Source organism: Streptomyces sp. NPDC048417, from assembly GCF_040651615.1.
Taxonomy (GTDB): Bacteria; Actinomycetota; Actinomycetes; order Streptomycetales; family Streptomycetaceae; genus Streptomyces.
In genome coordinates this window covers 1-23,393 of record NZ_JBEZKI010000013.1, presented here as the reverse complement: position 1 = coordinate 23,393, position 23,393 = coordinate 1, and the positions used below count along the sequence as shown (strand labels likewise).

The following is a 23,393-nucleotide window of genomic DNA, read 5'->3' as shown; positions in this document are numbered from 1 at the left end:
CTGGCCGTGACTCTAGGCGGGCGGAGGGAACGGGGAGGAGGGTCTGACCCATGCTGTGACGCTCTTGTTATGACACGAGGTAATGCAGAGCGGTACATGGTGTGGAGAAGAGCGGAATTCAGGCCGATTCGCACCGTCCGCATGCTGAGAACCCGCAGGACCCGCCGTAATCGGATCAGGCGTCTCGGGACTTTTGGTGATTACAAGAAAGCGCTTACCCGTCGTTGCTGCAGGCGACTTTCAGGGAGTGTGAGAGGTGTTGTGCATAGCGGGACCCCAAGATGAAACTCTGTACTTGTATTGCGCGCGTATTACGCAGAGTTACGTCCAGGAAAGGGAGCCCGGCGTCCTTCGGAACCGTCGCGCAGTCGGTCACATGCATGGTTATCGTGATCTCGCGCGGTGAGCCCGCTTTTGTCCCGAAGGGTACGGGTGGCGTCTCGGTGAGTGAGAGGCCGGAGTAGGGCTGGCCGATCCGCGGCACGGTGACCGGCGGCCCCTCCAGCACGCTCATCCGCACCGCGAAGCTGAAGCTGCGGGGCGGGGCGTCGGTCGGAGGGACCCGGTCGCCCAGGAAGGCGAACGCCACCGTCTGCGCGGGGTACGGGACTTCGGGCGGCGGCGGCTCGTGCGGCCGGGTCGCGTAGAGGTAGCCGCCGGCGGCGAGGAGGGCGGCGGTCACGGCCAGGGCGAGGGCGGCGCGACGGCGGCCGGGACGCGGGGTAGGGGCGGCTTCCGGCTCGGGCAGGTCTCCGCCATGGGTGCCCTCGCCCGGCTCGACGGGGCCGATGCCGGTCGTTCCGCTCACTGCCAGGGGCCTCCCGTCGGTGCGCCGTCGCGGTATCGCTCGGTGCAGGCGGCACGCGACCGCCGTTCGATCAACTGGTCGGCGGCAGCAGCCCTTTGACGGCGCTTCACGGCCCGCGCGGCGTCCACGACGTCCCGGAGGATCTCGTACTGTCCGTTGGACAGCCCCATCGACTGGTAGTCGCCGTAGGTGCGGCTGTCGAGCACCTCGCGTGACCAGTGCGCGACGATCGCGGCGCACAGTGCGGCGTCGGAGGTCGCCGAAGGTGACGTGGAGCCCGCGGTGGTGTGAGCGGGGGTGCCCGTGGTTCCGCAGCCGGCCAGCAGCGCGAGTCCGAGACCCAGTGCGGTCGCTCCACCCGGCAGGGTGCCTCCTCGCCGTCCCATGCGCCGACGTTAAAGGCGGGGACGGCGGGGAGCAATGGGCCCGTCGGCGACGGGTCTCGGCCTCGGGTGGCGGGGGGGCTAAGCCCTGCGGGCGGGCGGGGCTCAGCCCTGCGGAGCGGGGGCTCGCAGCCGTGCGGGGCCGGGGGTGCTCAGCCGTGCGGGGCCGGGGGTGCTCAGCCGTGCGGAACCGAGGGCGCTCAGCCCTGGGCCGCTGAGGGGAGCGACTCGCTCTTCAGGTCACGCAGCAGACAGGTCAGCCGGGCCGTGCACACCCGCCGGCCCTCCTCGTCGCTGATCACGATCTCGTACGTCGCGGTGGACCGCCCCCGGTGGACGGGCGTGGCCACACCGGTGACCAGGCCGGAGCGGACCCCGCGGTGATGGGTGCAGTTCAGGTCGACGCCGACCGCGATCTTCGAACTGCCGCCGTGCAGCATCGACCCGACCGACCCCAGGGTCTCGGCCAGCACCGCGCTGGCCCCGCCGTGCAGCAGCCCGTACGGCTGGGTGTTGCCCTCCACCGGCATGGTGCCGACGACCCGGTCCGCCGAGGCCTCCACGATCTGTACGCCCATGCGGTTGCCGAGGTGGCCCGCCGAGAACAGGGCCGGCAGGTCGACACCGAGCGCGGCGTACTCGTCGATGACCTCCTGCGGGAACTTCACACGCTGCTGCTCGCCCATGGGCCGGCTCCGATCGTCGTACCGCTGTCTCTCCACTGAGCAAACGCTCAGTCGGCCGTCGATTCTTCCAGACGGACTGAGCGTCTGCTCAGACGGCGGGAGCCGGCTGCGGTGTGCCGCTCTCCAGGCGGATCACGACGGACTTGCTGGCCGGGGTGTTGCTGGTGTCGGCGGTGGCGTCGAGCGGCACCAGCACGTTGGTCTCCGGGTAGTACGCGGCCGCGCAGCCACGGGCCGTCGGATAGTGCACCACCCGGAAGCCCGGCGCGCGGCGCTCCACGCCGTCCTTCCACTCGCTCACCAGGTCGACGTACGACCCGTCGGCTGCACCCAGCGCCCGCGCGTCCTCCGGGTTCACCAGGACCACCCGGCGGCCGTTCGTGATACCCCGGTAGCGGTCGTCCAGGCCGTAGATCGTGGTGTTGTACTGGTCGTGCGAGCGCAACGTCTGCAACAGCAGCCGTCCCTCGGGCAGTTCGGGGTACTCGACGGCCGCCGCCGTGAAGTTCGCCTTGCCGGTGGCGGTCGGGAAGCGGCGCTCGTCGCGCGGGCCGTGCGGCAGTGCGAAGCCGCCCGGGTGCGCCACGCGCGCGTTGAAGTCCTCGAAGCCGGGGATCACGCGCGCGATGCGGTCGCGGACCGTCGCGTAGTCCTTCTCGAACTCCTCCCAGGGAGTGGCGCTGTCCTCACCGAGCACTCGGCGCGCGAGCCGGCACACGATCGCCGGCTCCGACAGCAGATGCGTGCTCGCGGGCTCCAGGCGGCCGCGCGAGGCGTGCACCATGCCCATCGAGTCCTCCACGGTGACGAACTGCTCCCCGCTGCCTTGGAGATCGCGCTCGGTCCGGCCGAGCGTCGGCAGGATCAGCGCCCGCGCGCCCGTCACGACGTGCGAGCGGTTGAGCTTCGTCGACACGTGCACGGTCAGCCGCGCCCGGCGCATGGCCGCCTCGGTGACCTCCGTGTCGGGGGTCGCGGAGACGAAGTTGCCGCCCATCGCGAAGAAGACCTTCGCCTCCCCGTCGCGCAGCGCGCGGATGGCCCGGACGACGTCGAAGCCGTGCTCGCGTGGGGGCGCGAAGCCGAACTCCTTCTCCAGGGCGTCCAGGAAGGCCGGGGCCGGGCGCTCGAAAATGCCCATCGTGCGGTCGCCCTGCACGTTCGAATGGCCGCGGACCGGGCACACGCCCGCGCCGGTACGGCCGATGTTGCCGCGCAGCAGAAGGAAGTTGACGACCTCGCGGATCGTCGGGACCGAGTGCTTGTGCTGGGTGAGCCCCATGGCCCAGCAGACGATCGTGCGCTCCGAGGCGAGCACCATGCCGAGGGCCTTCTCGATCTCCGCGCGGGTGAGGCCGGTGGCGGCGAGCGTCTCGTCCCAGTCGGCGGCGCCGGCGGCCCTGGCGAACTCCTCGTACCCGTGCGTGTGTTCGCGCACGAACTCCTCGTCGACCGCGCCCTGCGTCTGAAGGACGAGCTTGTTGAGGAGCCGGAACAGGGCCTGGTCGCCGCCGATGCGGATCTGCAGGAAGAGGTCGGTGAGCGCGGCGCCCTTGAGCATGCCCTGGGGGGTCTGCGGGTTCTTGAACCGCTCCAGGCCGGCTTCCGGGAGCGGATTGACGCTGATGATCTTCGCGCCGTTGGCCTTGGCCTTCTCCAGGGCGGAGAGCATCCGGGGGTGGTTGGTGCCCGGGTTCTGCCCGGCGACGATGATCAGATCCGCCTTGTACAGGTCCTCGAGCAGGACGCTGCCCTTGCCGATGCCGATGGTCTCGCTGAGCGCCGAGCCCGAGGACTCGTGGCACATGTTGGAGCAGTCCGGCAGGTTGTTGGTGCCCAGCTCGCGCGCGAACAGCTGGTACAGGAACGCGGCCTCGTTGCTGGTCCGGCCCGAGGTGTAGAAGACGGCCTCGTCGGGGGAGCCGAGAGCGGTGATCTCCTCACCGATGATGTCGAAGGCACGCTCCCAGCCGACCGGCTCGTAGTGCTCGGCGCCCTCGGCGAGATACATGGGGTGGGTGAGCCGGCCCTGCTGGCCGAGCCAGTAGCCGCTGCGGTGGTGCAGATCGGCGACGGAGTGCTCGGCGAAGAACTCGGGCGTCACCCGGCGCAGGGTGGCCTCCTCGGCCACGGCCTTGGCGCCGTTCTCGCAGAATTCGGCGGCGTGCCGGTGATCGGGTTCCGGCCAGGCGCAGCCGGGGCAGTCGAAGCCGTCCTTCTGGTTGACCCGGAGCAGCGTCAGGGCGGTGCGCTTCACCCCCATCTGCTGTTGGGCGATGCGCAGGGTGTGCCCGATGGCCGGCAGCCCCGCGGCCGCGTGCTTCGGCCCGGCGACCTGCGGCGCGTCCTGAACCGGATCACCCTTGGGCGGCTTCGTCGCCATCGCACGATCTCCCTCTACGCCGGCACCTGTGCCTTGGACATCCGATACTCGCACGCGCCGCCGACAACGATCGAGGGCGGTCGGCCGAGCGCAACGGAACCAATGCTTGACAGAACCGCGCCTCCCAGCCCACCCCCGCTCCTGAGTTTTTCCGCCGCAACGGCGATCAGCCACGACGGGTGCTGTCCGGCGGTGCCGGCCCCACCTCGACCCGAACCGTCGGCCCTCGCTGTCAGTGGGGCGTGGCAGGATCGGGGGCGTGGCAGAAACAGCATCGAAGAAGACCGACAAGACCTCCGGCGCAGACCGTCCCCGGCTGATGCTCATGGACGGGCACTCGCTGGCCTACCGCGCGTTCTTCGCGCTGCCCGCGGAGAACTTCACCACCGCGACGGGCCAGCCGACGAACGCGATCTACGGTTTCGCGTCGATGCTGGCCAACACCCTGCGTGACGAGGCGCCCACGCACTTCGCGGTGGCCTTCGACGTCTCCCGCAAGACCTGGCGCTCCGAGGAGTTCACCGAGTACAAGGCGAACCGCTCCAAGACCCCGGACGAGTTCAAGGGCCAGGTGGAGCTGATCGGCGAGCTGCTCGACGCGATGCACGCGCAGCGCTTCGCCGTCGCGGGCTTCGAGGCCGACGACATCATCGCCACCCTCGCCACCGAGGCCGAGGCCGAGGGCTTCGAGGTCCTGATCGTCACCGGTGACCGCGACTCCTTCCAACTGGTCACCGAGCACACCACGGTCCTCTACCCGACGAAGGGCGTCTCCGAGCTGACCCGGTTCACCCCGGAGAAGGTTGTCGAGAAGTACGGCTTGACGCCCGCCCAGTACCCCGACTTCGCGGCCCTGCGCGGCGACCCGTCCGACAACCTCCCCGGCATCCCCGGCGTCGGTGAGAAGACCGCCGCGAAGTGGATCAACCAGTTCGGTTCCTTCGCCGAGCTGGTGGAGCGCGCGGACGAGGTGAAGGGCAAGGCCGGCCAGAACCTCCGCGACCACCTGGACTCGGTGAAGCTCAACCGCCGGCTCACCGAACTGGAGCGCCGGGTCGAGCTGCCGAAGACGGTCGCCGACCTGGAGCGCGCGCCGTACGACCGCAAGAGCGTCGCGATGATCCTGGACACCCTGGAGATCCGCAATCCGTCGCTGCGCGAGCGGCTCTACGCCGTCGACCCCGGCGCCGAGGAGGCCGAGGCCACGCCGGTCGCCGAGGCGGGCGTGGCGGTGGACGGCACCGTCCTCGGCACCGGCGAACTGGCCGGCTGGCTCGCCGAGCACGGCACGCAGGCGCTGGGCATCGCCACCGTCGGCACCTGGGCGCTCGGCACCGGCTCGGTCGCCGAGGTCGCGCTGGCCGCGGCCACGGGAGCGGCGGCCTGGTTCGACCCGGCGGAGCTCGACGAGGCCGACGAGAACGCGTGGGTGGCGTGGCTGGCCGACGCCGGGCGGCCCAAGGTCTTCCACAACGCCAAGGGCGCCATGCGGGTCTTCGCCGAGCACGGCTGGAGCATCGACGGCGTCACCATGGACACCGCGCTCGCCGCCTATCTGGTCAAGCCCGGCCGCCGCTCCTTCGACCTGGACGCGCTGTCCCTGGAGTACCTGCACCGTGAGCTGGCCCCGGCCGCCGCGGCCGACGGCCAGCTGGCCTTCGGCGCGGACGACGGTGCCGAGGCCGAAGCCCTGATGATCCAGGCCCGCGCCATCCTCGACCTCGGCGAGGCCTTCGAGGAGCGGCTCCAGGAGGTCGGCGCGGCGGACCTGCTCCGTGACATGGAGCTGCCGACCTCCGTCCTCCTTGCCCGCATGGAGCGGCACGGCATCGCGGCCGACCGGGCGCATCTCGAAGCGATGGAGCAGATGTTCGCGGGCGCCGTCCAACAGGCGGTGAAGGAGGCGCACGCGGCGGCCGGCCACGAGTTCAACCTGGGCTCGCCCAAGCAGCTCCAGGAGGTCCTCTTCGGCGAGCTGGCCCTGCCCAAGACCAAGAAGACCAAGACCGGCTACACCACCGACGCCGACGCGCTGGCCTGGCTGGCCGGCCAGACCGAGAACGAACTGCCGGTGATCATGCTCCGGCACCGTGAGCAGGCCAAGCTGCGGGTGACGGTCGAGGGCCTGATCAAGACGGTGGCGGCGGACGGCCGTATCCACACCACGTTCAACCAGACGGTCGCCGCGACCGGCCGGCTCTCCTCCACCGACCCGAACCTCCAGAACATCCCGGTCCGCACCGACGAGGGCCGGGCGATCCGCCGGGGCTTCGTGGTGGGCGAGGGCTTCGAGTCGCTGATGACGGCCGACTACAGCCAGATCGAGCTGCGGGTGATGGCCCACCTCTCCGAGGACGCGGGCCTGATCGAGGCGTTCACCTCCGGCGAGGACCTGCACACCACGGTCGCCTCGCAGGTGTTCTCCGTCGGCCGCTCGGCCGTCGACGCGGAGATGCGCCGCAAGATCAAGGCGATGTCGTACGGCCTCGCGTACGGACTGTCGGCGTTCGGCCTCTCCCAGCAGCTGAACATCGACGCGGGCGAGGCCCGGGCCCTGATGGACACCTACTTCGAGCGGTTCGGCGGGGTCCGTGACTATCTGCGCCGGGTGGTCGACGAGGCACGCGCCACGGGGTACACCGCGACCCTCTTCGGCCGCCGCCGCTACCTCCCCGACCTCAACAGCGACAATCGCCAGCGCCGTGAGGCGGCCGAGCGGATGGCGCTCAACGCCCCCATCCAGGGCACCGCGGCGGACATCGTCAAGATGGCCATGCTGAAGGTGGACGGGGCGCTGCGCGAGGCGGACCTGAAGTCCCGGATGCTCCTCCAGGTGCACGACGAAATCGTCCTGGAGATCGCCCCCGGCGAGCGCGCCGAGGCCGAGGCGATCCTCCGCCGCGAAATGCCCGACGCGGTCCAGCTCAGGGCGCCCCTGGATGTCTCGGTCGGCGTCGGCCCGGACTGGGAATCAGCGGCGCACTAGTACCGCGGCACTGGCCTCCGGCGAGAGCCGGCAGCGGGCGCCACTCCACGACACCGGTGGAGCGGCGCCCGCTGCCGGCTCTCGGGGCGCCGTCGTCACTCAGCTGGACCCCGTCAGAACGCCCCCGCCCCCGGCAGCGGCAAGGATGCGGGGCATGGGTATACGCATGCTTCACGGCCGGACGCCCCAGACCAGGCCCCCGGCCAAAGCCCGCTCCGCCGCGGCGCAGGTCACGGAGGCTTCGTCGGCCCCGGCCATGGCACCCGGCGCCAGCTCCGCCCGCATCCCCACCGACCTGGCCGTCACCGTGCGCAAGGCGATCGCCCGCCTCCGGCGGAGACTGCGCACCCGCCCCGCCCCGCGGCAGTGGCTCGATGTCGCCCGCAGCTATCTCGCGCTGCTCCTCAGCGCGCTCCCCGGCCCCCGCCGCCCCCGCACCATGACCGTCTTCGTGGCGACCCTCACCGAACGGCAGAAGGGCGCCGGGGCACGCCGTCGGCCACCGGCGCCGGACGCCACACCCTGACCGCCACGGCGTACCCGAGTACCCCGAGCAGCAGCCCCGCGCCCGCTCCGAAGAGCACCGTGGGCAACAGCTCCCAGGGCTTCGCCGTCGACCCCCAGTAGGCCCGCCCGTCGCCCGCCACCACCCTCGCAGGAGCCGCTATGCGGCGCAGTTCCGTAAACCGCGTTGCCCGCTGCACCGCGGCGACCAGGGCGCAGCCGCCGATCCCGACCCCGGCCCACCACCGGTCCCCGGCGGACAGCAGCGGCACTCCCACCGGCTCCCCGGCCGGCGCCCGCCGTAGCGCACGGAGCACGAACACGGCGAGCACGGCCGCGGCCACCGCCGAAGTCCCGTACTGGAGCAGGGTGTAGAGCGGCACGCCCGCGACGTTCCGGCCGATCGCGGGGATCAGTCGGGTCCCCCAGCGGTCGTGGTGCGTGAACGCGTCCCAGACGACATGCGTGAGCGCGCCGAGGACGGCGGAGACGTACCAACGGGTTGCGCTGGAAAGGCCGGCACGCGCGCGTGGCGCCCCGCAGCGCAGCAGGGTCGCCGGGCGTCCCTGCCGGGCCCGGGGCACGAGGGCCACGAGCGGCTCCCGTACCAGCACCCACAGCGCCACCAGCGCCCAGGAGATGAGCACGTCCACGGTGAGGACGCCGATGAAGGAGTGCGTGAACTCGCCGAACTCCATCGCGTCCGGCACCGCGCTCGCCGCGTAGTAGGTGAGGTCGGGGGAGAAGGACCCCGCGACGAGCACCGTCGGCACCAGCCGCCCGCGCCCGGTCCCGTCACCGCGCACGGCGGGCAGGACGGCGGCGGCGTGGCTGAGAGTGAACGGCACCCGGTCTCCCTGGAGCAGTCGTCGGCCGGAGCGCCGAACAAGTGATCGCGTACGACAAGTATCCGCGACACCACCTTCGTTCAACGGGGAATGGCCAACTGGTGAAAATCGGGCACCGCCGGGTGTCCGCGGAATGGAAGTTGTCGTAGGGTCGCCTGGGTCGCCGCCTCGGCGTGCACCGCGGACGTGCTACCTCACGACTCGAAAGAGGTAACAGGGGGCAACCACAGCACCAGGTCGACCGTCACACCAGGGGCGAGCAGACAGACGGAGACGGGCGCTCAGAAGGCGCCCACGGGAGGGGTTCACCTTATGGCGGCGCAATTCGGCAGGCGGCTGCGCAAGGGAGCGGCGACGACCGCCGTGGCCGCGTTGGCGGTAGCGGCTCTGTCCGCGTCCCAGGCACCCGGCGCGACGGGCGGCGACCCTGGCCGGCAGACGAACACCGGCGCCAGCACCTCCGCATCCGACGAAGCCGGCGCGGCCGACGGCGCCACCGGCAACTCGCCGTACTACACGGACCTGCCGCCGCTCAACAGCCCGAACCCCAGCGCCAGTCCCACCGCCCCCTCGTCGAGCATCGGCACCCCCGTCTCCCGGGGCGCGGCCGAGGCCGGCATACCCGCCACCGTCCTGGACGCCTACAAGAAGGCCGAGGCGGAGCTGCGCGGCTCCAAGCCGGGCTGCAACCTGCCCTGGCAACTGCTCGCCGCCATCGGCAAGGTGGAGTCCGGGCAGGCCCGCGGCGGCGACGTCGACGCCGAGGGCAACACCCTGCACCGGATCCTGGGCCCGGAGCTCGACGGCAACGGCTTCGCGCTCATCAAGGACACCGACGGCGGCCAGTACGACGGCAACAGCCAGTACGACCAGGCCGTCGGCCCCCTGCAGTTCATCCCCTCGACCTGGGCGTGGGCGGGCCGCGACGGCAACGGCGACGGCGTCAAGGACCCCAACAACGTCTACGACGCGGCGCTCGCCGCCGGCCACTACCTGTGCCGCAACGGCTGGGACCTGTCCGTCCAGGCCGACGTGAACAGCGCGATCCTCAGCTACAACAACTCGCAGGACTACCTCAACCTGGTGCTGTCCTGGTACGAGTTCTACCGCAAGGGCACCCACTCGATCCCGAACGGCACCGGCAGTGTGCCCAGCCACCGCAGCGACGGCGGGTCCGGCAGCGGTTCGGGTTCCGACGGCTCCCCGACGCCCAGTACGCCGGGCACGAGCACGCCGGGCACGAGCACGCCCAAGCCCGACGAGCCGAAGCCGGGCACGCCGAGCACGCCCCCGACCCTGCCGCCCACGGCCACCGACACCGTGGACCACCTGGAGGACGCGGGCACCGCCAAGCTCACGGCGATGGCCGGTGACGCGTTCACCAAGAAGATCAGCACGCGCGCCGAGACCAAGGCGGACCGGATCGTCGCCAAGGTCCGCGTCCGCTTCACCATCGTCGGGGACACCGACGCGACCTTCACCGGCGGCGAGAGCGTCGCCACGGTCACCACCGACAGCAAGGGCGTCGCGGTCGCACCGGCGCTCCAGGCGGGCGAGAAGACCGGTGACTTCACGGTCCGTGCCACCGTCGTCGGCCGTACGGTCACCCCGGTCGAGTACGACGCGACGGTCACCGCGCGTGCCGCCGACACCCTCGCCCTCGTCAACACCACCGCGCTGACCTGCACCCCGGGCGCCGAGTTCGCCGACCAGGTGCAGGCGAAGGCCACGTACCAGGGCGCCGTCGCCGACCAGGTCGCCGCCACCGCCATGCTCGTCAAGTCGGCGGACGACACCGGCGAGAACGACAAGGGCCCGTACTTCAAGGACGCGAACGGCAACCCCGTCCGGACCCTCACGGACCTCCAGACGGACGCGAACGGCCTGCTCAAGCTGCCCAAGCTGTACGCGGACGACACCACCGGCACGTTCCTGCTCCGCATCACCACCACCGGCGGCGCGTCCCTCACCGTGGAACTGACGGTCGCCGCGGCCGACACCTCGCCGAGCCCGTCGCCGAGCCCGTCCGCCTCCGAGTCCGCATCGGCCTCCGCCTCCCCGAGCGCTTCCGCCACCCCCTGATCCACGGTCGTACGACGACGAGGGCGCCCTCCCGCCGACGCGGGACGGCGCCCTTCGCCGTCGTACGACCTGTTCTCATCTCACCCTCCCGTTGCTACGGTGCCCGGACCTGACGATCCATCAGGAAGATCGTCGGGAAACAGTCGTCCGTCGGGAGGCCCCGCATGCGTGCCCTGATCGCCGCCGCGACCGGTCTCGCCCTCGCGCTGGTCCTGGTCGTCACGATCAGCGCCCTGGGGTCGCCGGCCGGCAAGACGTCCCCCAAGCCGCTGCTCACGACGGTGCCTTCACATCCGTAACCGCCGCCCCGGGAGGCCGAGATGCGCCGCAAGGCCAGTCTGGTCCTGCTCGCCTGTGCCGTGTTCTTCACGGCGCTGTCCCCGCTGCTGCGCTGGTACGCCTTCCCGCGCCTGGCCAAGATCCCCGCGAACCAGTACCAGGACATGGTCCTGGAGGCGAAGGGCGCCACGCTTCTCGACTACGGCACCATGAAGGCGAAGAAGGTCCCGAAGGTCACTATCGTGCAGACCCTCAAGGGCGATGTGGCGGCCGCGAAGAAGATCGAGAAGACGGCGGGACGGGACGTCGTCGTCTGGGACGGCCTGTCCTACGTCCAGGGACCCGACGGCAAGATGGTCTCCGAGATCCCCGAGCGCTACATCTTCGACGCCCACAGCCAGGAACCCGTCCACGCCACCGGCGAGATGGTCGACGGGGACCCGGTGAAACGGGACGGCATCGAGTTCAAGTGGCCGTTCCTGACCGAGAAACGGGACTACGAGTACTTCGACGCGCAGACCCGCACCACCAACCCCATCCACTACAAGGGGACGCAGACCTTCCGGGGCGTCGAGGTCTACTACTTCGAGCAGACCATCCCCTGGACCAAGGTCCCCATGCCCAAGAAGATGCCGGTGCAGGGCATCACCCCCGAGACGGTCGCCAAGACCGGCACCACCCGCTGGTACACGACGGTCCGCAAGTTCTGGGTGGAGCCCGTCACGGGCGCGCCCGTCTACGGCGAGGAGATCCACAAGGAGGAGCTGCGCGGCGGCACCCTCCTGGGCGGCCGCGCCAAGGTGACGGCCTTCGCCGGCGACGTGAAGATGCGCGAGGACTACATCGAGCACACCGTCGCCCTGGTCAAGCAGAACCGCACGCTCGTCCTGATGCTGACCTCCTACCTCCCGTGGGGCTTCCTGTCCCTCGGCGTCGCGCTGCTCGCCCTCTCCCTCTGCCTGGAAGCCCTCGGCCGCCGCCCGGCCGATCCGGAACCGGCAACGCCCGCGGTTCCGGAACCGGTCAGCGCCTGAGCCGCGCGTTGGTGTGCCGGGTGGGCTCGGCGGCGGCGGGATCCTCGGGCCACGGGTGCTTCGGATAGCGACCGCGCAGTTCGGCCCGTACGCCCTTGTACCCGCCCTTCCAGAAGGAGGCGAGGTCGGCGGTGACGGCCGCGGGGCGCCCGGCGGGCGACAGCAGATGCACGAGCACCGGCACCCCGGCCACGGCCGGTGACTCCTCGGCCCCGAACATCTCCTGCAACTTCACGGCGAGGACGGGCTGCTCGGGGTTCTCGTAGTCGACCCGGATCCGCGACCCACTGGGTACGACGATCCGCTCCGGCGCCAGCTCGTCGAGCCGCCCCGCCTCCCCGCTCGCCCACGGCAGCAGCCGCCGCAGCGCCTCCCCGGCGTCGATCCGCCCGAGATCGGCCCGGCGCCGGGCCCGCCCGAGCTCCGGTTCCAGCCACTCGTCCACGCGCGCGTGCAGCGCGTCCTCGCAGACGTCGGGCCAGGGTTCCCCGAGGCGCAGGCGCAAAAACGCGAGCCGCTGCCGCAGCACGGCCGCGTCGGGCGTCCACCGCAACAGGCCGAGCCCCTCCTGCCGCAGCCCGTCGAGGAGCGCGGCGCGGACGAGGGCGGGGTCGGCGTCCCGCAGCGGCCGCACCACGAGCTCGATCGCGCCGAGCCGCTCCACGCGCCGCGCGACGACGTCCCCGTCGGCCCAGCGGACCTCCTGGTCCTCGGAGTACAGCGACGCCGCCGCCGACCTGGCCGTGCCCTCGTCCACCACCGCGGCGAGCCGCACGCGCGCGTGCCCTCGGCCGACCGGACGGTCCGCGACGGCCACGGCGAGCCACGGGGCACCGCGCAGCGGGCTGCCGTCAGCGAGCTCCGCCCGGGTGCCGGAGGCCATGAGATACGACCCGCCGTCGGCCTTGGCGACGCGCTCGGGGAAGGCGAGAGCGGCGACGAGTCCCACGGTGCGTTCGTCCACCGTGCCGGCCGGCGTGCCCTGGTCGCCCGCCCGGAGCCGGCGTACCTCCGCCAGCCACCGGCCGGCGTAGGCGTCGCCGCCGCGCCGGGCGTTCCGCAGCGCGCCCGCCAGGTCGTCCCCGTACTCCCGCGGCGGCTCCTCGCTCAGCAGCGCGACCACCTCGGCGCTCCCGCCGGGGCCGTCCAGCAACGCCCGCCCCAGCCGCGGATGCACCCCCAGCCGGGCCAGCCGCAGCCCCCGTTCCGTGGCCCGTCCGGCGGAGTCGACCGCCCCGATCGCCGTCAGCACCTCCCGCGCCGCCGCCATCGCCCCGCCCGGCGGGGGATCCAGCAGCGCCAGCCCGGCCGCCCCGGGATCGCCCCAGCAGGCTGTCTGGAGTGCGAACGCCGTCAGGTCGGCCACCTTGATCTCCGGTGCCGGAAAAGGCGTCAGCCGGCCGTCCTCGGCCTCGGACCAGCAGCGGTACACCGTCCCCGGAGCCTCCCGCCCGGCGCGGCCCGCCCGCTGCCGCCCGGCCGCCCGTGACGCCCGTACCGTCGCCAGCGCGCTCAGCCCGCGCGCGTGGTCGACCCGCGGCTCCCGCGCCAGCCCGGAGTCGACGACCACGCGGACCCCGGGGACGGTGAGCGACGACTCGGCCACCGCCGTGGCCAGGACCACCCGGCGCCGCCTGGCGGGCGCCAGCACCGCGTCCTGGACGGACGCGGGCGCCCGGCCATGGACCTGGAGCACCTCCACGTCCCCCGGATCACCCAACTGGCCCGCCACCCGCGCGATCTCGCCCACGCCCGGCAGGAAGCACAGCACGTCCCCCGGCCGCTCGGCCAGGGCCCGCCGCACCACCGACGCCACATGGGTCAGCAGCGCCGGATCCACGCGCATCCCGTGCGGCGGCCGCACCGGCCGCACCGGCGGTGCCCACACCACCTCCACGGGGTACGACACGCCGTCCGCCTCGACCACCGGCGCACCGCCCAGCAGCCGCGCCCACCCCTGCGCGTCCGTGGTCGCCGAGGCGGCCACCAGACGCAGCTCCGGGCGGAGCGTCTCCCGTACGTCCCAGAGGAAGGCCGCCACCGTGTCGGCGTCCAGATGCCGCTCGTGGCACTCGTCGAGGATGACGACGTCCACGCCCGACAGCTCCTGGTCGCGTTGCAGTCGCTGCAACAGCACACCGGTCGTGACGACCTCCACGCGCGCGTGCCGGCCCACCACCCGTTCGCCGCGCACGGTGTAGCCGACGCTCTGCCCCACCTGCTCACCGAGCAGCCAGGCCATCCGGCGGGCCGCCGCGCGAGCCGCGATCCGGCGGGGCTCGGCCACGACCACCCGCCGCGCGGGCCGCCCCTCGTCCAGCAGCCCGGCCAGCGCCAGTGGCACCAGCGTCGTCTTGCCGGTGCCGGGCGGTGCCACGAGGACGGCGGTGCCGTGCTCTTCCAGGGCGTCGTCCAGACTGGGCAGTGCCTGCCGTACGGGCAGCGCGTCCAGGGCGTCGTAACGGATCACGGCCCCAGTGTCTTACGGCCGCCGAAGCGCCCCTACGCGCGCGTGCCCTTTCCGAGTCGCCTTCCGACTCGCCGGCCGCTCAGTCCCGCTCGCACACGAAGATCGCCGTCCCGGGGACGAGACTGCCCCGCAGCGGCGACCAGCCGCCCCATTCGGCGGTGTTCCAGGCCGGCCACTCCGGCTCCACCAGGTCGACCAGCCGCAGGTCCGCCGAGACGATGTCCCGGACCCGGTCGCCGAGCGTGCGGTGATGCTCGACGTACACCGCGTGGCCGTCGTCGTCCTGCTCCACGTACGGCGTGCGGTCGAAGTAGGAGGCGGAGACCGAGAGGCCCTCGGGACCCGGCTCGTCCGGGAACGCCCAGCGGATCGGGTGTGTCACGGAGAAGACGAAGCGGCCTCCCGGGCGCAGTACCCGCCGCACCTCGCGCAGCACCAGGCGCGGGTCGGCGACGAAGGGGAGCGCGCCGTACGCCGAGCAGGCCAGGTCGAAGGAGCCGTCGGCGAAGGGCAGCGCGCCGGCGTCGGCGCAGACGAGGGGAAACGATCCGCCGATGCGCAGCGCGTGCTGGAGCTGGCGGTGCGAGAGATCCAGGGCGACCGGACGGGCGCCCTGGGCGGCCAGCCAGCGCGAGCACTGGGCCGCGCCCGCGCCGATCTCCAGGACGTCCTTGCCCTTGAGGTCCTCCGGCGGGCCGAGCAGCTCCGCCTCCACTTCGTCGAGACCCTCGGGGCCCCACACGAAACGGTCGTCGCCCAGGAACGTGCCGTGCTCGACCTGGTACTCGTCGGCGTTGCGGTCCCACCAGCCGCGGTTGGCCCGGCTGCTCTCCGTGATACCGGCGGCACGCCGGGTGGCTTCGGGTTCGGTCTCGGTTCCGGTCTGTGACCCGGCCTCTTCGAGGTCGAACGAATCGGGCTCTTGGATGATCGGCTCCCTCGTCGTACTCTTCCGTGCAACCCGTTCAGGGGGGTGTCACGGAGGAGGTCTGGCAGGCCTACGTGGCCTCGCGGGACGGCTTTTGTGCCGGGTATGCGGCGATCCGCCCCGGGTGTGCGCCTTCGCGCATTGACCCTGTCCGGCTGCCCCCGTATGCTACAAGTTGCGCTGCGGGCCTGCGCACCTCAGACCTAGCAGGCTGCGCTCGCATCTGTTGTATGTCCCCTCGGTTGTCGAGGCGTCACCAGTGGTTCAGGTGGCGCTTCCTAGGCTGTCCGGCTTCTACAGAGCGAAACAGGCTCCCGGCGTAAGCAGTACCTACGACTTCAATGTCCGTACCGGAGCCCTTTCTCACATGACGAGCAGCACCGAGACCACCGCCACCACCCCGCAGGTAGCGGTCAACGACATCGGTAACGAGGAAGCCTTCCTCGCCGCGATCGACGAGACGATCAAGTACTTCAACGACGGCGACATCGTCGACGGCGTCATCGTGAAGGTCGACCGGGACGAGGTCCTGCTCGACATCGGTTACAAGACCGAAGGTGTAATCCCGAGCCGCGAGCTCTCGATCAAGCACGACGTCGACCCCAACGAGGTCGTCGCCGTCGGTGACGAGATCGAGGCCCTTGTTCTCCAGAAGGAGGACAAGGAAGGCCGCCTGATCCTCTCGAAGAAGCGCGCCCAGTACGAGCGTGCCTGGGGCACCATCGAGAAGATCAAGGAAGAGGACGGGATCGTCACCGGTACCGTCATCGAGGTCGTCAAGGGTGGTCTCATCCTCGACATCGGCCTCCGCGGCTTCCTCCCGGCCTCCCTGGTCGAGATGCGCCGTGTCCGCGACCTCCAGCCCTACGTGGGCAAGGAGCTCGAGGCCAAGATCATCGAGCTGGACAAGAACCGCAACAACGTGGTCCTGTCCCGCCGTGCCTGGCTGGAGCAGACCCAGTCCGAGGTCCGCCAGACGTTCCTCACGACCCTCCAGAAGGGTCAGGTCCGCTCCGGCGTGGTCTCCTCGATCGTCAACTTCGGTGCCTTCGTGGACCTGGGTGGCGTCGACGGTCTGGTCCACGTCTCCGAGCTGTCCTGGAAGCACATCGACCACCCGTCCGAGGTTGTCGAGGTCGGCCAGGAAGTCACCGTCGAGGTCCTCGACGTCGACATGGACCGCGAGCGCGTCTCCCTGTCGCTGAAGGCGACCCAGGAAGACCCGTGGCAGCAGTTCGCCCGCACCCACCAGATCGGCCAGGTCGTGCCCGGCAAGGTCACGAAGTTGGTTCCGTTCGGTGCGTTCGTCCGCGTCGACGAGGGCATCGAGGGTCTGGTCCACATCTCCGAGCTGGCCGAGCGCCACGTGGAGATCCCGGAGCAGGTCGTCCAGGTCAACGACGAGATCTTCGTCAAGGTCATCGACATCGACCTGGAGCGTCGCCGGATCTCGCTGTCCCTCAAGCAGGCCAACGAGTCCTTCGGTGCCGACCCGGCCTCGGTCGAGTTCGACCCGACGCTGTACGGCATGGCTGCCTCGTACGACGACCAGGGCAACTACATCTACCCCGAGGGCTTCGACCCCGAGACCAACGACTGGCTCGAGGGCTACGAGACCCAGCGCGAGGCGTGGGAGCACCAGTACGCGGAGGCGCAGCAGCGCTTCGAGCAGCACCAGCAGCAGGTCATCAAGAGCCGCGAGGCCGACGCTGCCGCTGCCGCCGAGGGTGGCGAGGCTGCCGCTCCGGCCGCTTCGGGTGGCGGTTCGTACTCCTCCGAGGGTGCGGACACCTCCGGTGCGCTGGCCTCGGACGAGGCGCTGGCCGCGCTGCGCGAGAAGCTGGCCGGTGGCCAGAGCTGAACGCTAGCCGCTGGGCTTAGCCGGTGACTGAGGGGCCGTACCTTTCGAGGTGCGGCCCCTCGGTGTTTTTCTGGGGGATGCGCGTTCATGGTTTTTCCGGGGGTGCGCGTTCATGCGCATGCGCGGGCCCGCTGTGGCTGATCGCGCAGTTCCCCGCGCCCCTGCGGGACGCTTCACTTCCCGTTCGCAGAAACGTGCGAGATACACGAGTAACCGCTGGGCCGTAACGCGGCGCTGGGACGCTTCCCCGGTCTTCGTTCAAGATCGGGAGAGGACCCCAGGCATGGCACAACCTCAGTACAGGTCAGGGACGAGCCGGCGGACGTTCCTGCGGAACGTCGGTCTCACCGGAGGCGCCGGCACGATGCTCGCCACGATGGGAGCCCTCGGCCTCGCTCCCACCGCCCAGGCCGCCCAGCGTGAACAGGCCTTCCGGGCGCCGGGCGCAAGCGACTTCACCCTCACCGGGCGCGCCGCGGCCCGGGTCGTCGTCCTCGGCGGCGGCATCGCCGGCCTCGCGACCGCGTACGAACTGGGCAAGGCCGGCTACGACTGTACGATCCTGGAGGCCAGGGACCGTACCGGCGGACGCAACTTCACGGTGCGCGGCGGCGACACGACCACGGACCTCTACGGCCAAACGCAGACCGCGAGGTTCGCCGACGGCCACTACATGAACGCCGGGCCGGCCCGAATACCGCAGTGGATGATCACCCTCGACTACTGTCGTGAACTCGGCGTCCCCATCGAGGTGTTCACCAATGTCAACGCCGACGCGTACCTCTACAACGAGTCCGCCGGCATGACCAAACCCGAGCGCTACCGCACCGCCAAGGCCGATGTGTACGGCTATGTCTCGGAGTTGCTCGCCAAGGCCACCGACAAGGGCGCCCTGGACAAGGAGTTGACGGCCACCGACCAGGAGCGGCTCGTCGAGTTCCTCAAGGACTGGGGCGCACTCGGCGACAAACTGACGTACGAGGGCGGTGAACGGCGCGGATACACGACCGTACCGGCCGCCGCCGGCACCCCCGGGGTGCTCCTCGGCGATGTCCCGGCCGCCTCCGAGGTGTTCGCGAGCGGTGTCGGCCGCTACTTCTCCTTCGAGTTCGGCTTCGACCAGGCGATGCTGATGTTCCAGCCGGTCGGCGGCATGGACCGGATACCGAAGGCACTCACCCGGGCGATCGGCGCCCACCGCATCCGCACCGGAGCCGTCGTCTCCAGAATCACCGACAAGGGCGACGGCGTCACCGTGACCTACACCCAGGGCGGCCGTACCAAGGCCGTCGACGCCGACTACTGCGTGGCCGCCATGCCGCCCAACATCCTCGCCAAGGTGCCGCACAACCTGGGTTCCGGCGTCCAGAGCGCCCTCGCGGCCGTCACCCCGTCGTCCGCCGCCAAGATCGGCCTCGAATACCGCTCCCGCTGGTGGGAACTGGACCACCGCATCTACGGCGGCATCACCGAGACCGACCAGGACGTCACCCATATCTGGCACCCCTCGTACGGCTTCCACGGCGAACGGGGCGTCCTCATCGGCTACTACAACTACGATACCGACGCCGACTCCTACGCCGCGCTCACCCCGGCCCAGCGCGAGAAGCGCGCGGTGGCCGCCGGCATGAAGATCTACGGCGACAAGTACCGCACCGAGCTGGTCTCCTCCTTCTCCCACCACTGGCGCCAGACCCCCCATCTGGAGGCCGCCTGGCACGACACCCCCGGCGGCCCCGACGACGTGCGCTACAAGCCGCTCAACGAGCCCACCGGCCGGGTCTACTTCGCCGGCGACTGGCTCAGCTACACGGACGCCTGGCAGCACGGCGCGTTCAGCTCCGCGCGGAAGGCGGTCACCGCACTGCACGCGCGCGTGCTGTCCGCGTAGGGCCCGACCGGGCGCGACAGGGCGGGGCGCGGGCACGGCAGGCGGGGTGCGGGCACGCGCGTGTGCCCGCATCTGCGGCATGAGAAGTCGGTGAGTGGTCGGTTGAGGGGAGCGGCGGCGGGAATGCTCGCCGCCCCGGCCATGTTGTCCCGTACGAACACGAGGAGGAGCGGTCACAGTGCTTGATCCGCAGGGTTTGTACGCATGGGAGCCGAAGGGCCTCGCCGTGGTGGACATGGCGCTGGCCCAGGAGTCGGCCGGTCTTGTCATGCTCTACCACTTCGACGGATACATCGACGCGGGCGAGACCGGCGACCAGATCGTCGACCGGCTCCTCGACTCGCTGCCCCACCAGGTCGTCGCCCGCTTCGACCACGACCGGCTCGTGGACTACCGGGCCCGCCGCCCGCTGCTGACCTTCAAGCGGGACCGCTGGACCGAGTACGAGGAGCCGACCATCGAGGTCCGGCTGGTCCAGGACGCCACGGGCGCGCCGTTCCTGCTGCTGTCCGGCCCCGAGCCGGACGTCGAGTGGGAGCGCTTCGCCGCGGCCGTACGGCAGATCGTGGAGCGGCTCGGTGTCCGACTGTCCGTGGACTTCCACGGCATTCCCATGGGCGTTCCGCACACCCGTCCCGTCGGCCTCACGCCGCACGGCAACCGCACCGACCTCGTCCCGGGCCACAGCAGCCCCTTCGACGAGGCCCAGGTGCCCGGCAGCGCCGCGTCGCTGCTCGAATACCGTCTTATGGAGTCCGGCCACGACGTCCTGGGCGTCGCCGCGCACGTCCCGCACTACATCGCGCGCTCCGCCTACCCCGACGCCGCCCTGACCGTTCTGGAGGCCATCACGGGCGCCACCGGCCTGGTGCTCCCGGGTATCGCCCACGCCCTGCGCACGGACGCCCACCGTACGCAGACGGAGATCGACCGCCAGATCCAGGAGGGCGACGAGGAACTCACCGCCCTGGTGCAGGGCCTTGAGCACCAGTACGACGCCGCCGCCGGCGCCGAGACCCGGGGCAACATGCTCGCCGAGCCGGTGGAGATCCCCTCGGCGGACGAGATCGGCCTGGAGTTCGAGCGTTTCCTCGCGGAGCGAGAGGGCGACGGCTGAGTCCCCCTGCGGGGCCCGGAACCAGACCGGTCCGGGCCTCGAAACAGGGGCTGTCCGGTCGGGCCCGGCTGGAACCAGGGCCTGTCCGGACCGGTGTCGGTGGCAGGGCCTAAGCTTCGGGGCATGCTGAAAGTTGGCCTCACCGGCGGGATCGGCGCCGGCAAGAGCGAGGTGTCGCGGCTGCTCGTCGGGCACGGCGCGGTGCTGGTCGACGCGGACCGTATCGCGCGGGAGGTCGTCGAGCGGGGAAGCCCCGGCCTGGCGGCCGTGGTCGAGGCCTTCGGGGCGGACGTGCTCGCCGCCGACGGCACGCTGGACCGGCCGAAGCTCGGCTCGGTCGTCTTCGCAGACCCCGAGAAGCTCGCCGTACTGAACTCGATCGTGCACCCCCTGGTCGGGGCCCGCTCCCGCGAGCTGGAGAACGCTGCCGCCGCCGACGCGGTGGTGATCAACGACGTACCGCTGCTCGCGGAGAACGGCCTCGCAGGGCTCTACGACGTCGTGGTCGTCGTGGACGTGGCACCCGAGACCCAGCTCGACCGGCTGACACGGCTGCGGGGGATGGCCGAGCCGGACGCACGCGCGCGCATGGCCGCGCAGGCGACGCGCGAGAAGCGCCTGGAGATCGCCGACATCGTGATCGACAACGACGTGCCCCTGGACGTGCTCGAACAGCGGGTCGCGGAGGTGTGGACCGACCTCGTGCGCCGGGCGCGGGTGTCCGGTCAGAGATAGCGGCCGTGCGTCTTCGAAATAGCGGGCACCCGTCCGGGCGTTGAACCGCTTCAGTGAGGGAAGGACTTTGCCGTGCCCGAGACCAGCGGTTCGACCGGACGTACTCCGGAGACGCATGTCATCGACTTCCGTGCCGCCGAGCAACTGCTCAACGCACGGGACCCGCGGGGCGCGGTGAAACTGCTCGACGGAGTGATCGCCGCGCACCCCGAGAACACCGCCGCCCGGCTGCTGCGCGCCCGTGCCTTCTTCGCGGCCGCGCAACTGCGCCCTGCCGAGCTGGAGTTCACCATCGTGCTGGAGCGCGAGCCGGACAACGCGTTCGCGCACTTCGCCCTCGCCCGTACCTACCAACGCCAGGGCCGCGCCGACCTCGCGATACGCCACTTCCGGCTGGCGGCCGCCCTGGACCCGAACCCGGAGTACCTGAAGGCGGCCCGCTTCGACAACGGAGCGTGACCGGCCGCTCCGCTGGGCGGCCGGGATCGGTGGCGCGTGCCCGGGCGTTCCGCTGGGCTGCCAGGATCGGTGGCGCGTGCCCGGGGCCCGCTCCCCGGGGCGGCCCGGTTCCCGGCGCGTGAGCGGAGTTCAGCAGGGCCGCTCGGTCCGGACGGCGCGTTGACAGGGCCGCTCGGTTCGCCGACGCGTGCGGGGAAACCCGTTCACGGGTGACGGTGCTGCGGTGGGCGCCGCAGCCGCCGTGGGTCGCCGTCCACCGGCCGGTACGGTGGCACATCGCGGCCCGGCTGATAGTGCGGGCCCTGCCTGATGTGCCTGAGGATCATGGTCATGTCGGCGGTGGCCACCAGCCACAGCACCCCGCAGGCGGCCGCCCAGCCGGGACGGCCGACGAGTACGAAGGCCGCCGTCCCGAAGATCGCCCAGGCCACGCCCCACACACTCAGCCACAGCCGCGCCCGCAGCGCACTGCGCGCGGTCGTCGGTTCACTGCCCGTACGCATCACAGATCACCACTCCTCCTTGCAACGTACTCTTCGACCAGGACGTTCACCAAGGGGGACCCCGCCGTGCTGCCGGACGCCGACGACCTGCCCGACCTGCTCCTCGACCTCGCCGTGCCGCACGAGGACATCAACGAGGTGGTGGCCCTGCACCGGACGGTGACCGCCGATCCCGGTATCCGGCGACTGCTCGCCGAATGCGCCGACGAGGTCACCGGCGCCGCAGCCGCCCCGGCCGCCGCGGGGGCCGCAGGCCCCTCCGGGCTGGGTGAGCGGGCCGCCGCCGCTCCGGCCGCGCTGGACGGCTACTTCCTGGTCTACGTCTTCCTCGCCGCGCTGCCCCACGCGCGCGCGTACCACCATGCGCGGGGCGTCCCCGCCGACGTGTCCCGGCACACGCTCGCCGACCTGGGCCGTGGCATGACGCTGCACCGCAGGCGCTACGGCAGGGGAGGACTGTCGGTCTTCCAGGCGTCCTGGCTCGTCCACCACTTCCGCGGCGAGCTGTACCAGCTGGGCCGGCTGCAGTACGAACGGGCCCGGCTCGGCGAGCGCACGGCGCGGGCGGTCACGGCGACGGGAACGGGCCCGGCCGAGTCCGTGGCTCCCGGGCAGCCCTGCCTGAACCTGCACATACCCGACTACCGCGGGCCGCTGGCCCCCACCGCCTGCGACCGCTCGCTGGCCCTGGCACGGGAGTTCTTCCCCCGGCACTTTCCCGAGGAGGACTACCCGGTCGCCACCTGCCACTCCTGGCTGCTCGACCCGCAGCTGAGGCGGTACCTGAGGGCGGAGTCGAACATCGTCCGCTTCCAGGACCGGTTCCGGCCCGGCCACCAGGACACGGAACCGGCCGACACGACCGCGGTCCAGTTCGTCTTCGGCGCCCCGGACCTGTCGGTACGGGACCTGCCCCGGCGTACGTCGGTGGAGCGGGCGGTCGGCGACCATCTGCGGGCGGGCGGCCACTGGTATCTCGGACACGGGTGGTTCCCGTGGGGAGGGTGACGTCACCGCGGGAACGACCGTGCGCAGGTGGGCCGTTGTCCGGGTATGGCGGTTGCCATGCGTGAGGGACACAAGGGGACGGGGCCCGGTGCGATCACCCCGGACGGCTGCGCGGTGGAGCTCTGCTCGCGGCTGGCCGTGGGGGACGCGCCGGACATCCTCGAGGCGGCGGTCCCGGCCGGCGCCCACATCCTGGAGCTGGGCAGTGGCGTGGGGGCGGATGACCCACCCGCTCCTGGAGCGCGGGAACAGCCCGGAAATCCTGGCGGCAGTCGATGAGTTCCCCGTCGGCGGCGGGTCTACCTCTGTGACAGCAACAGGGACCGCTTCCCCCAGGAGTCTCAATGACGAAGTCAAGCCGCCTGCGTGACCGGTGGGGCGGAGGTGAAGACCCGTCCGTCACGCAGCAGCGCCCACAGCACGCTGGC

At 71.4% G+C, this 23,393-nt stretch carries 19 protein-coding genes and 1 pseudogene; 12 read left to right on the top strand and 8 right to left on the bottom strand.

The window, feature by feature from the left end; translation table 11 throughout:
* Positions 1–214: 214 nt before the first annotated feature.
* The 4 genes from AB0D59_RS21040 to AB0D59_RS21025 form a co-directional block, all read right to left on the bottom strand.
* Positions 215–808 carry a Tat pathway signal sequence domain protein gene (locus AB0D59_RS21040; RefSeq protein ID WP_362567276.1) on the bottom strand — a complete coding sequence of 198 codons (594 nt, stop codon included), beginning with the start codon at positions 806–808 and terminating at the stop codon, positions 215–217.
* Positions 805–1,194 (bottom strand): hypothetical protein, encoded by a 390-nt coding sequence (locus AB0D59_RS21035; protein ID WP_362567273.1) that lies wholly within the window; start codon positions 1,192–1,194, stop codon positions 805–807. Before AB0D59_RS21035 ends, AB0D59_RS21040 begins: the two co-directional genes overlap by 4 nt.
* Before the next feature lie 197 nt (positions 1,195–1,391).
* Complete coding sequence (locus AB0D59_RS21030; RefSeq protein ID WP_362567270.1) at positions 1,392–1,877, bottom strand: hotdog fold thioesterase; 486 nt, start codon at positions 1,875–1,877, stop codon at positions 1,392–1,394.
* Positions 1,878–1,965: 88 nt separating this feature from the next.
* On the bottom strand, positions 1,966–4,260 hold the full coding sequence (locus tag AB0D59_RS21025; RefSeq protein WP_362567267.1) for an FdhF/YdeP family oxidoreductase: 2,295 nt from the start codon (positions 4,258–4,260) through the stop codon (positions 1,966–1,968).
* Positions 4,261–4,519: 259 nt separating this feature from the next.
* On the opposite strand from AB0D59_RS21025, the gene polA reads away from it, so the two are divergent.
* Entirely contained in the window at positions 4,520–7,246 is a 2,727-nt protein-coding gene (gene polA, locus AB0D59_RS21020; RefSeq protein ID WP_362567264.1) for a DNA polymerase I, read from the top strand.
* 154 nt (positions 7,247–7,400) lie between these two features.
* Positions 7,401–7,772, top strand: coding sequence for a hypothetical protein (locus tag AB0D59_RS21015; protein WP_362567261.1), 372 nt, complete (start codon positions 7,401–7,403; stop codon positions 7,770–7,772).
* Here the strand turns inward: AB0D59_RS21015 and AB0D59_RS21010 are convergent.
* Positions 7,708–8,598, bottom strand: a complete 891-nt coding sequence (locus tag AB0D59_RS21010; RefSeq protein ID WP_362567258.1) for a DUF4184 family protein — start codon at positions 8,596–8,598, stop codon at positions 7,708–7,710. The two genes, AB0D59_RS21015 and AB0D59_RS21010, sit on opposite strands and share 65 nt — an antisense overlap.
* Before the next feature lie 312 nt (positions 8,599–8,910).
* On the opposite strand from AB0D59_RS21010, the gene AB0D59_RS21005 reads away from it, so the two are divergent.
* The 3 genes from AB0D59_RS21005 (at position 8,911) to AB0D59_RS20995 (ending at position 11,993) form a co-directional block, all read left to right on the top strand.
* Positions 8,911–10,680: a lytic transglycosylase domain-containing protein gene (locus AB0D59_RS21005; protein ID WP_362567255.1), complete on the top strand. Its 1,770-nt coding sequence runs from the start codon at positions 8,911–8,913 to the stop codon at positions 10,678–10,680.
* Between the two features lie 164 nt (positions 10,681–10,844).
* Complete coding sequence (locus AB0D59_RS21000) at positions 10,845–10,979, top strand: SPW_0924 family protein (RefSeq protein ID WP_351732728.1); 135 nt, start codon at positions 10,845–10,847, stop codon at positions 10,977–10,979.
* A 21-nt stretch (positions 10,980–11,000) separates the two neighbouring features.
* Positions 11,001–11,993: a DUF3068 domain-containing protein gene (locus AB0D59_RS20995; RefSeq protein WP_362567252.1), complete on the top strand. Its 993-nt coding sequence runs from the start codon at positions 11,001–11,003 to the stop codon at positions 11,991–11,993.
* Here AB0D59_RS20995 and hrpB read toward each other — a convergent pair.
* A complete protein-coding gene (gene hrpB / locus AB0D59_RS20990) occupies positions 11,983–14,463 on the bottom strand; it encodes an ATP-dependent helicase HrpB (protein WP_362567249.1) in 2,481 nt (826 codons plus the stop codon). The two genes, AB0D59_RS20995 and hrpB, sit on opposite strands and share 11 nt — an antisense overlap.
* Positions 14,464–14,542: 79 nt before the next feature.
* The gene (locus AB0D59_RS20985) at positions 14,543–15,391 is read right to left on the bottom strand and encodes a class I SAM-dependent methyltransferase (RefSeq protein WP_362567866.1); all 849 of its coding nucleotides are present in this window, start codon (positions 15,389–15,391) and stop codon (positions 14,543–14,545) included.
* 367 nt (positions 15,392–15,758) lie between these two features.
* Here AB0D59_RS20985 and rpsA point away from each other — a divergent pair, with 367 nt between their 5' ends.
* The 5 genes from rpsA to AB0D59_RS20960 all read left to right on the top strand — a co-directional run bounded on the left by rpsA (position 15,759) and on the right by AB0D59_RS20960 (position 21,454).
* Complete coding sequence (rpsA, locus tag AB0D59_RS20980; protein WP_189947373.1) at positions 15,759–17,252, top strand: 30S ribosomal protein S1; 1,494 nt, start codon at positions 15,759–15,761, stop codon at positions 17,250–17,252.
* Between the two features lie 283 nt (positions 17,253–17,535).
* Positions 17,536–19,143: a flavin monoamine oxidase family protein gene (locus tag AB0D59_RS20975; RefSeq protein ID WP_362567246.1), complete on the top strand. Its 1,608-nt coding sequence runs from the start codon at positions 17,536–17,538 to the stop codon at positions 19,141–19,143.
* A gap of 178 nt (positions 19,144–19,321) precedes the next feature.
* Positions 19,322–20,260, top strand: a complete 939-nt coding sequence (locus tag AB0D59_RS20970) for a PAC2 family protein (protein WP_362567243.1) — start codon at positions 19,322–19,324, stop codon at positions 20,258–20,260.
* Between the two features lie 123 nt (positions 20,261–20,383).
* The gene (coaE, locus tag AB0D59_RS20965) at positions 20,384–20,995 is read left to right on the top strand and encodes a dephospho-CoA kinase (protein WP_362567240.1); all 612 of its coding nucleotides are present in this window, start codon (positions 20,384–20,386) and stop codon (positions 20,993–20,995) included.
* Between the two features lie 72 nt (positions 20,996–21,067).
* Positions 21,068–21,454 carry a tetratricopeptide repeat protein gene (locus AB0D59_RS20960; RefSeq protein WP_351695052.1) on the top strand — a complete coding sequence of 129 codons (387 nt, stop codon included), beginning with the start codon at positions 21,068–21,070 and terminating at the stop codon, positions 21,452–21,454.
* 203 nt (positions 21,455–21,657) lie between these two features.
* Here the strand turns inward: AB0D59_RS20960 and AB0D59_RS20955 are convergent, their stop codons facing one another.
* Positions 21,658–21,957 carry a DUF6343 family protein gene (locus AB0D59_RS20955; RefSeq protein WP_362567236.1) on the bottom strand — a complete coding sequence of 100 codons (300 nt, stop codon included), beginning with the start codon at positions 21,955–21,957 and terminating at the stop codon, positions 21,658–21,660.
* A gap of 66 nt (positions 21,958–22,023) precedes the next feature.
* Here AB0D59_RS20955 and AB0D59_RS20950 point away from each other — a divergent pair, with 66 nt between their 5' ends.
* Both AB0D59_RS20950 and AB0D59_RS20945 read left to right on the top strand, forming a co-directional pair.
* Complete coding sequence (locus tag AB0D59_RS20950; protein ID WP_362567234.1) at positions 22,024–22,965, top strand: acyltransferase domain-containing protein; 942 nt, start codon at positions 22,024–22,026, stop codon at positions 22,963–22,965.
* A gap of 45 nt (positions 22,966–23,010) precedes the next feature.
* Positions 23,011–23,245: pseudogene (locus AB0D59_RS20945) on the top strand (SAM-dependent methyltransferase); the annotation flags it as partial.
* Positions 23,246–23,393 lie beyond the last annotated feature (148 nt).